Origin of the sequence: Streptomyces sp. NPDC058157, from assembly GCF_042884105.1 — a bacterium.
Classification (GTDB): Bacteria; Actinomycetota; Actinomycetes; order Streptomycetales; family Streptomycetaceae; genus Streptomyces.
Map to the genome: position 1 here is coordinate 1 of NZ_JBHVUQ010000241.1, position 9,206 is coordinate 9,206.

The following is a 9,206-nucleotide window of genomic DNA, read 5'->3' on the forward strand; positions in this document are numbered from 1 at the left end:
GGGATCCTGCTGACCGTCGGCGCCGGCCGCTCGGACGCCGTGCTGCGCGAGCTGCTCGACGCCCGGCCGCCCTGGCACATCCGCTCCGTGGAGGAACTCCCGTGACCGCCCTGCTCCGCTACCAGGGGGCGCTGCTGCTCCGCTCCCAGGGCTGGCTCGCCCCCTTCGCCGTGTACGCCGTCTTCATGGGCGTCGGCATCCGGCCCGGCGACCGGACACTGGACTCCCTCGGCTACGCCGCTGCCGGGCTGGTCCCGCTGACGGCCTGGCTGGTCCGCGTCTGCGCCACCGCCGAGCCCCCGGCGGCCCGCGCCGTCACCGCCGCCGCGGCCGGTCCGGCCCGGGTGCACGCGGCGGCCCTGCTGACCGGCCTGGGCGCGGCCCTGCTCACCGGGCTGCTCGCCACGGCCTACACCCTGCTGGTCGGCGACCCCGCCGGGCACGCCCCCGCCCGGGCGGCCCTCAGCGGGGCGGTGGCCGTCGCGGTCTGCGCGCTGACGGGGGCGGCCGTGGGCGCGGTGTGCGGCCCGCCCCTGGTCCCGGGGCGGGGCCTCGGCGTCCTCGGCGCGGGCCTCGGCTCCCTGCTGGCCTGGGTGCTGCCCGTCTCCCCGGCCCGCGCCGCGGTGTCCGCGCTGATCGGTGCCGCGCGGGCGGGCGCCCCCGAGCCGGCCCTCCCGCCGGGCGCGTCGGCCGGGGCGCTGCTGCTGGCCGCGGCGGCCGGGGCGGTGGCCTGCACGGCGGCCGCCCGCCGGGGCTGAGGGAACGTTACTTCTCCTCCGTCCCCTGCTTCCCCTGCTTCCCCTACTTCCCCATCAGCTCCGACACCTTCACGAACCGGTAGCCCCGCTTGCGCAGCTCCGGTACGACCTTCTCGACGGCCTGCTCGGTGACCGGCGCCGCGCTGCGCGTGCAGTGCATGACCACCACCGATCCCGGCTTCACCCCGGCCAGCACCTGCTCCGCCACCGCGTCGGGGTCCTTGGCGAACGCGTCCCCGCTGACCACGTCCCACTGCACGGCGGTCACCTTCGCGGGGGCGAGGGCGCGCAGCGCCTGCTCGTCGTAGCAGCCGCCGGGGAAGCGGAAGTACGGCACGGTGTTGACGGCCCCGGCCTTCTTGAAGGCGGCGAAGGCCCGGTCCACGTCGGCCCGGGCGGCGGGCGCGTCGAGCGCGGGCAGCCCGTAGCAGGGGGACTTGAAGGCGTGGTGGCTGTAGGAGTGGTTGGCGATCTCGAAGTTCGGGTCGGTGCCGATGGCCTTCGCCTGGTCCGGGTACTCCTCCGCCCATCGGCCCGTCATGAAGACGGTGGCCGGCACCTTCAGCCGGCGCAGGCTCGCGATCAGCTCGGGGTTGTCGAAGTGCTCGCCCGAGGCGGCGCGCGGCCCCTGGTCGGAGGTCATGTCGGCGTCGAAGGTCAGGGCGACGGTCTTCTCGGTCCGCTGCCGGGCCCGTTCGAAGACCGGCGTCAGGCCTCCCGGCCCCGGCGCCAGGGTCGGGACCCGGCCGGGCGTGCCGGCCTGCGGGGAGGCGGAGGAGGCGGAGGAGGCGGACGCGGAGGGGGAGGAAGCGGTGGCGGGGCCGGAGGCCGCGGGGGTGCCCAGACGGGCCTGGCCCGCGCCCTGGGGGGCACCGGCACCGGCCCCGCATCCCGTCAGGAAGGCGCCGAGCGCGGCCACGGCGCCCACGACGGTGGCTTTGCGTACAGAAAGGGTCACTCACGCAAAATATATGACTATCCGGCAATCAGGCGGGCGCGGCACGCCTCGACGTCGAACGCGGCCGCCGGGTACCTCGGGTCCAGCTCCTCCAGATGCTCCAGCAGCAGCCGGCCGACCGCCCAGTTCCGGTACCACTTGCGGTCCGCGGGGACCACGTACCAGGGCGCCTCCGCCGTCGAGCAGCGCTCCAGCACCCGTTCGTACGCCTCCTGGTACGCCGGCCACAGCCGGCGCTCCTCGATGTCGCCCGGGTCGAACTTCCAGTGCTTGTCGGGACGGTCGAGCCGCCGCAGGAGCCGTTCGCGCTGCTCCTCGAAGCCGATGTGGAGGAAGACCTTCACCACGGTCACCCCGTCCTCGACGAGCGCCCGTTCGAACGCGTTGATCTCCTCGTACCGGCGCTCCACGACCTCCGGCGGCACCAGCGCGCGGACCCGGGCGATCAGCACGTCCTCGTAGTGCGAGCGGTCGAAGATCCCGATCTCGCCCGGCCGGGGCAGCGCCCTCTCGACCCGCCACAGGAAGGGGTGCTCCCGCTCCTCGGCGGTGGGCGCCTTGAACGAGGTGACGCGGCAGCCGGCCGGGTTCAGCGGGCCCGCCACGTGCTTGACCGTGCCGCCCTTGCCGGAGGTGTCCATGCCCTGGAGGACCAGCAGCAGGCGGCGGCGGTCCCCGCCGGTGGCGGCGGCGTACAGCCGTTCCTGGAGGCCGGCCAGCGGCTCGGCCAGCGCGGCCGCCGCGGCCTGCCCGGCGGCCTTGTCCGACGGGCCGGCCGGGAGGGCGGAGCTGTCGTACGCCCCGAGGCCGACCCGGCCGGCGCCCCCGCCCCCGACCCGCAGCAGCTCCCGCAGCGGGGTCCCGCCGGCCTTCCCGGCCCCGCGGCCGTCTCCCCGGCTCACGGCGTCAGCGCCACGGTCCGGTCACCGCGAACGTGGTCCCGGGCGTGTACGCGTTGACGTACATCGTCCGGCGGTCGGGCGAGAAGGTGACCCCCGCGAACTCCCCCCACGCGGGGGCACCGGGCTTCCCGACGTCCTGGGCGTTGCGCGCCACCGGGTAGACCTCCCCGGCCGGGGTCACCCCGAAGACGTACTGGTCCCCGCCGCCGTCCTCGCACACCATCAGCCCCCCGTCCGGGGCCAGGCAGATGTTGTCGGGGGAGTCCCCCGGAAGGCGGGTGTCGGCGGCCGGGCCGAAGCGCACCTCCAGCCGGAGCCGGGCGCGCGCCGGGTCGTAGTGCCAGACCTGCCCGTGGTGGTCGGCACCGGCGCCCTCGGAGCCGCGCGCGTAACTGGAGACGAAGTACACCCCCGTGCCGCCCCAGTAGCAGCCCTCCAGCTTCTGGGCGTGGGTGATCCCGCCCGGGCCGAAGTCCTGCAGGCGGACCGGGGTCCCGGCCGCCGAGGGGTCCGGGACGGGCACCCACTCCACCGGGAACTCCGCCCCCGGATGGTCCACCACCGCCAGGTCGGGCACCCCGGGCACGCGCAGGGCCTCCAGCACGCCGCCGGCCCGCAGCGAGCCGGGACCGCCGAGCGGGCGCGCGGGCAGGAAGCGGTAGAAGAGGCCGAAGGGCCTGACGAAGGCGTCCTCGGTCTCGTAGACCACGCCCCGGTACGGGTCCACGGCCACGGCCTCGTGGGCGAAGCGGCCCAGCGCGGTCAGCGGGACGGCGCCGAGGCGGTGCGGGTCGGCGGGGTCGACCTCGAAGACGTACCCGTGGTCGCGGGCGTACCCGGAGGTACCGGCCCGGTCCTCGGTCTCCTCGCAGCTCAGCCAGGTGTTCCAGGGGGTGCGGCCCCCCGCGCAGTTGACGGCCGTCCCGGCCAGGGCGACCCGCTCGGCGGTGACCCGGCCGCCGGGGTCCAGCTCCAGGGCGGTGCAGCCGCCCAGGGCCCCGGGGTCGTACGTCAGCCCGTCCACGGCGGGGACGCGCAGCGCGGCGTCGGCCCGGTTCTCGTGGTTGCGCACCAGGCGCACCCGGCCGCCGCCCGCGCCGAAGGCGGCCATGCCGTCGCAGTGGGACGGTACCCTGCCCTCCCCGGAGCGCAGCGGGTCCCCGGTCCGCGAGAGCACCCGGTACGAGAAGCCGGCCGGCAGGTCGAGCAGCCCGCCGGGGTCGGGCAGGAGCGGTCCGTACCCCCGGGCCGAGGCCCGGGCGCCGCCGGAGGCGAACAGCGGACCGAGGGCGCCGCTGAAGGCGACCGCGCCGGCCGCGAGCAGACTGCGTCGGGAGACGGACATCGGCAACTCCCCGGTGCGTGGCTGGAGATGTGACCGGCCCGTGGTACCACGCCGGGCCCCCGCCGTCCCCGCGACGCGTGCGCGCCGGGGTCCCCGTCACCCCACCGGGCCCCGGCGCGGCGTACGCGCGGGGGCCCGGTGGCGGTGACGGCGCAGGAGGATCAGACGAGCTCGGCGCTCAGGGTGATCGTCGTACCGGCCAGGGCCTGGCTGACCGGGCAGTTCTTCTTCGCGTCCTCGGCGGCGGCGGCGAAGCCCTCCGCGTCCAGGCCGGGGACCTCGGCGCGCACCGTCAGGTGGATGCCGGTGATGCCCTCACCGGGCTGGAAGGTGACGTCGGCCTTGGTCTCCACGCGGGTGGGCGGGGTGCCCGCACCGTCGAGGCCGTGCGAGAGCGCCATCGAGTAGCAGCTGGAGTGTGCGGCGGCGATCAGCTCCTCGGGGCTGGTCTTGCCGTTGGCGGCCTCGGCGCGCGAGGGCCAGGAGACCTCGAACGAGCCCCGGCCCGAGGAGTCGAGGGAGACGGTGCCGGCGCCCTTGAGCAGGTTGCCTTCCCAGACGGTGTGCGAGGTGCGCGTGGTGGCCATGGCGGGTCCCTTCATGGAAAGCGGATACGGCCGGGCCGCGAAAGGCGTCCCGGCCGTGCCCAACCTACTGGGAGACCAGGGGTTTTGCGTCGCGGGCGAGCGCGGTGAGCCGTGATATGGCTCGGAAGTACTTCTTCCGATAACCACCGTTGAGCATTTCTTCACTGAACAGCTTGTCGAAGGGCACGCCCGAGGCCAGGACCGGCACCTCGCGGTCGTACAGCCGGTCGGCCAGCACCACCAGGCGCAGCGCCGTCGACTGGTCCGGCACCGGGACGACGTCGGTCAGGCAGACCGCGGCGATCCCGTCCGTGAGCGCGCCGTAACGGCTCGGGTGGACCTTGGCCAGGTGGTCCAGCAGGCCCGGGAAGTCGTCGAGGCTCGCGCCGGGGGTCGCGTACGCGGCCTTGGCGACCTGCTCGTCCGAGAAGGGTGCCGGGGCCTCGGGCAGACCGCGGTGGCGGTAGTCCTGGCCGTCGATGCGCAGCGGCCGGAAGTGCGCGGACAGCCCCTGGATCTCCCGCAGGAAGTCGGCGGCGGCGAAGCGGCCCTCGCCGAGCTTGCCGGGCAGCGTGTTGGAGGTGGCGGCCAGCGCCACGCCCTGCTCGACCAGACGGCTGAGCAGGGAGGACACCAGCACGGTGTCGCCCGGGTCGTCCAGCTCGAACTCGTCGATGCACAGCAGCCGGTGCCCGCCCAGGGTCTGCACGGTCTGCTGGAAGCCGAGCGCGCCGACCAGGTTGGTCAGCTCCACGAAGGTGCCGAAGGCCTTGAGCGCGGGCTCGGCCGGGGTGGCGTGCCAGAGGGAGGCCAGCAGGTGGGTCTTGCCGACGCCGTAGCCGCCGTCGAGGTAGACCCCGCGCGGGCCGGCGGCCGGGGCGGGCGCCTTCTTCTGGAACCACTTGCGCTTGCCCGCGCCGCTGGCGTGAGCCCCGCCGAGTCCGGCGGCGAACCCGCTCAGCACGGTGACGGCCTCGGCCTGGCTCGGCTGGGCCGGGTCCGGGTTGTAGGTGTCGAAGCGCACCGAGTCGAAGCGCGGCGGCGGGACCATCTCGGCCACCAGCCGTTCGGCGGGCACGCGCGGCTCGCGGGCGCACAGGGCCAGCGGGCCCGCGTCGGCTATCGGGGGCTGCCCGGAGGCAGGACCGGAGGTGGAGAGTGATGTTGACACAGCTCTTAACTCTACGGGGCGTGTCACACTGCACCGATGCGACGCCTGTTCCCTGTGACCGATCAGACACCCGCGCCCTCCGGGGCCACGGCCGACCGCGAGTGGTCGCTGGACGAGCTGGCGGAGGCGTACGCCTACCCCGAGCTGGCCCCCGGGGCGCACTGGCTGCGGGCGAACATGGTGTCGACCCTGGACGGCGCCGCCCAGCACGAGGGGCGCTCGCAGCCCATTTCCGGCGAGACGGACATGCGGATCTTCGGTACCCTGCGGGCCCTGGCCGACGTGGTGATCGCCGGCGCGGAAACGGTTCGCCAGGAGGGTTACCGCCCGGCCCGGGCCCGTGAGGCCTTCGCGGCCCGCCGTGCGGCCGCCGGGCAGGGGCCCGCCCCGGCCATCGCCGTGGTCAGCGCGAGCCTGGACCTGGACTTCACCCTGCCGCTGTTCACCTCCCCCCTGGTGCCCACCCTGCTGCTGACCGGCGCCGGGGCCCCCTCCGACCGGGTCGCCGAGGCGACGGCGGCCGGGGCCCGGGTCGTGGTGGCGGGCGACGGCGCGGCCGTGGACCCGGCCCGGGCCGTACGGGAGCTGGCCGCGCGGGGGCTGGGCCGCCAGCTCACCGAGGGCGGGCCGCGGCTGCTGGGGCAGTTCGTGGCCGCCGACGTGCTGGACGAGCTGTGCCTGACGGTCGCCCCGATGCTCACCGCGGGCGACGCCCAGCGGATCGCCGGCGGGCCCTCCGTCACGGTTCCGCACCGGCTCGCGCCGGCCTCCGTGCTGGAAGAGGCCGGGTTCCTCTTCACGAGCTACCGTCGGATCTGACAAGGGAGCGGAATTTCGCGTTCCGCTTAGCTTCCGACGGGTACGTAGCTGGGCACGTATACCTGCGCACGCCCCGCGCCACAGCGGGGCAGGATGGTTTCCGCAGGGGCCGGCCGACCGGCCTCGGCGCATGAAGGAGAGGGCGTCCGTGTTCACGAGCGTATTGATGATCGAGCAGCCGCTGACCACGGTGGACGTGGACTTCGTCACCACCCTGCACGGAGACGACCCCGTCTCCTTCGTCGTCCTGATGCAACCCAGGGGCGACCAGGACCGACTGCTCCGCGCCATCGACGACGTAGCGCTCGGCGAGCTCCCCGAAGCCCTCCGCGAGGCCGACGTACCCGAGGGCGAGGCCGCCCGGGGCCCCGCCGGGCAGGCGCTCGAACACTCCCTGGCCGCCCTGCGCAAGAAGGGCGCCAAGGCCGTCGGCCAGATCGTCGAGAAACACCCCCTCGACCACCTCAAGGACGTCGTGGACGAAACCGGCGCCGACGAGGTGATCGTCCTGACCGCCCCCCACTTCGTCGAGGAGTTCTTCCACCGGGACTGGGCCTCCCGCGCCCGGCACAAGGTCGGGGTTCCGGTGCTCAAGCTATTCGCCCACAACGAATAGGCTGGGGCGGACACACCCCGCGGGCCCGCCCCGGCGGGCCCCGCACTCGATCCTGGAGCGACCTGAATGAAGCCCGGCCTGCCGACCGCGATGGAACGGCCCCACTTCATCGGCATCGGCGGCGCCGGCATGTCCGGCATCGCGAAGATCCTCGCCCAGCGCGGCGCGCAGGTGGCCGGCAGCGACGCCCGTGACTCCGAGACCGCCGACGCGCTGCGCGCCCACGGCGCCACCGTCCACATCGGGCACGCCGCCGACCACCTCGCCCCCGCATCCACCTGCGTGGTCGTCTCCAGCGCCATCCGCGCCGACAACCCGGAGCTGGCCCGCGCCGCCGAGCTCGGCATCCCCGTCGTGCACCGCTCCGACGCCCTCGCCGCCCTGATGGACGGCCTGCGCCCGATCGCGGTCGCCGGCACCCACGGCAAGACCACCACCACGTCCATGCTGGCGGTCTCCCTCTCCGCCCTGGGCCTGGACCCCTCCTACGCCATCGGCGGCGACCTGGACGCCCCCGGCTCCAACGCCCACCACGGCGAGGGCGACATCTTCGTGGCCGAGGCGGACGAGAGCGACCGCAGCTTCCACAAGTACGCCCCGCAGGTCGCGATCATCCTCAACGCGGAGCTCGACCACCACGCGAACTACGCCTCGATGGAAGAGATCTACGAGTCCTTCGAGACCTTCGTCGGCAAGGTCGTCCCCGGCGGCACCCTCGTCGTCGCCCACGGCCAGGCCGGCGCCGCCGAGATCGCCCGCCGCGTCGCGGACCGCGAGGGCCTGGACGTCGTCACGTACGGCGAGGCCGAGGACGCCGACGTCCGCATCACCAAGATCACCCCCCGCGGCCTGACCAGCGAGGTCACCGTGGTGCTCGGCGGCCGCCCGCTCACCTTCACCGTCTCCGTGCCCGGCCGCCACTACGCGCACAACGCCGTCGCCGCCCTCGCCGCCGGCGTCGCCCTCGGCATCCCGGCGCACAACCTGGCCTCCGCCCTCGGCAAGTACACCGGCGTCAAGCGCCGCCTCCAGCTCAAGGGCGAGGCGGCCGGCGTCCAGGTCATCGACTCCTACGCGCACCACCCCACCGAGATGACCGCCGACCTGGAGGCCATCCGCGGGGCCGCCGGAGACTCCCGCATCCTGGTCGTCTTCCAGCCGCACCTCTTCTCCCGCACCCAGGAGCTCGGCACCGAGATGGGCCGGTCCCTCGCCCTCGCCGACGCCTCCGTCGTCCTCGACATCTACCCGGCCCGCGAGGACCCGGTCCCCGGCGTGACCAGCGAGATCATCATCGCCGCCGCCCGCGCCGCCGGCGCCGACGTCACCCCCGAGCACGACAAGGCCGCCGTCGCCGACGTGATCGCGGGAATGGCCAAGCCCGGTGATCTCGTTCTCACCATGGGCGCGGGCGACGTCACGGACCTGGGACCCCAGATCCTCGCCCGCCTGTCCAGCTGAGGAACCGAGGGAGCGGAAGCGTCATGGCGTACGAGGTCCAGAAGACGGACGAGCAGTGGCAGGCGGAGCTGACCCCGTCCGAGTACCAGGTGCTCCGCCTCGCGGGCACCGAGCCGGCCTTCCGCGGCGAGTACACGGACACCAAGACGGAGGGCGTCTACTCCTGCCGCGGCTGCGGCGCGGAACTGTTCCGCTCCACGGAGAAGTTCGAGTCCCACTGCGGCTGGCCGTCCTTCTTCGACCCGAAGGACACCGAGGCGGTGGAACTGAAGGCGGACACCTCCCACGGCATGGTCCGCACGGAGGTCCTCTGCGCGAAGTGCGGCTCCCACCTGGGCCACGTCTTCGAGGGCGAGGGCTACCCGACCCCCACGGACCAGCGCTACTGCATCAACAGCATCTCCCTGCGCCTCACCCCGGCCGAGGGCTGAGCCGCGCGGACGCCACCGGGGGCGGCACAGCCCCCCGAGGAGCCCCGGGAGCCCCGGAGACCCACGGTGTGCGGGGCTCCCGGCGGCACGGCTGGATGACTGGGGGCAGGGGCGTGCCCAAATGCCCCCCGGCGGGCGGCGGACTGGCCGAGTCTGCT

Annotated in this window: 10 protein-coding genes; 5 read left to right on the plus strand and 5 right to left on the minus strand. The window is 74.5% G+C overall.

Annotation, left to right across the window (positions count from 1 at the left end; all coding sequences use genetic code 11):
- Nucleotides 1-101 precede the first annotated feature (101 nt).
- Nucleotides 102-758 (plus strand): ABC transporter, encoded by a 657-nt coding sequence (locus ACFVXK_RS34005; RefSeq protein ID WP_389619682.1) that lies wholly within the window; start codon nt 102-104, stop codon nt 756-758.
- A gap of 43 nt (nt 759-801) precedes the next feature.
- Here ACFVXK_RS34005 and ACFVXK_RS34010 read toward each other — a convergent pair whose 3' ends face one another.
- From ACFVXK_RS34010 to zapE, 5 genes are all read right to left on the minus strand, one after another.
- Nucleotides 802-1,716 (minus strand): polysaccharide deacetylase family protein, encoded by a 915-nt coding sequence (locus ACFVXK_RS34010; protein WP_389619685.1) that lies wholly within the window; start codon nt 1,714-1,716, stop codon nt 802-804.
- Nucleotides 1,717-1,733: 17 nt separating this feature from the next.
- Nucleotides 1,734-2,618, minus strand: a complete 885-nt coding sequence (locus tag ACFVXK_RS34015; protein ID WP_389619688.1) for a PPK2 family polyphosphate kinase — start codon at nt 2,616-2,618, stop codon at nt 1,734-1,736.
- Nucleotides 2,619-2,622: 4 nt separating this feature from the next.
- Nucleotides 2,623-3,963 carry an alkaline phosphatase PhoX gene (locus ACFVXK_RS34020; protein ID WP_389619691.1) on the minus strand — a complete coding sequence of 447 codons (1,341 nt, stop codon included), beginning with the start codon at nt 3,961-3,963 and terminating at the stop codon, nt 2,623-2,625.
- Nucleotides 3,964-4,124: 161 nt separating this feature from the next.
- Entirely contained in the window at nt 4,125-4,550 is a 426-nt protein-coding gene (locus tag ACFVXK_RS34025) for an OsmC family protein (protein ID WP_030234726.1), read from the minus strand.
- A 64-nt stretch (nt 4,551-4,614) separates the two neighbouring features.
- Nucleotides 4,615-5,721: a cell division protein ZapE gene (gene zapE / locus ACFVXK_RS34030; protein ID WP_389619695.1), complete on the minus strand. Its 1,107-nt coding sequence runs from the start codon at nt 5,719-5,721 to the stop codon at nt 4,615-4,617.
- A 36-nt stretch (nt 5,722-5,757) separates the two neighbouring features.
- Here zapE and ACFVXK_RS34035 point away from each other — a divergent pair, with 36 nt between their 5' ends.
- The 4 genes from ACFVXK_RS34035 (at nt 5,758) to msrB (ending at nt 9,048) form a co-directional block, all read left to right on the plus strand.
- Entirely contained in the window at nt 5,758-6,540 is a 783-nt protein-coding gene (locus ACFVXK_RS34035; protein ID WP_389619698.1) for a pyrimidine reductase family protein, read from the plus strand.
- 148 nt (nt 6,541-6,688) lie between these two features.
- Nucleotides 6,689-7,156, plus strand: a complete 468-nt coding sequence (locus tag ACFVXK_RS34040; protein ID WP_389619701.1) for an indole-3-glycerol phosphate synthase — start codon at nt 6,689-6,691, stop codon at nt 7,154-7,156.
- Nucleotides 7,157-7,222: 66 nt separating this feature from the next.
- Nucleotides 7,223-8,617 carry a UDP-N-acetylmuramate--L-alanine ligase gene (murC, locus tag ACFVXK_RS34045; protein WP_389619704.1) on the plus strand — a complete coding sequence of 465 codons (1,395 nt, stop codon included), beginning with the start codon at nt 7,223-7,225 and terminating at the stop codon, nt 8,615-8,617.
- 23 nt (nt 8,618-8,640) lie between these two features.
- Nucleotides 8,641-9,048 (plus strand): peptide-methionine (R)-S-oxide reductase MsrB, encoded by a 408-nt coding sequence (gene msrB / locus ACFVXK_RS34050; RefSeq protein ID WP_389619707.1) that lies wholly within the window; start codon nt 8,641-8,643, stop codon nt 9,046-9,048.
- Nucleotides 9,049-9,206 lie beyond the last annotated feature (158 nt).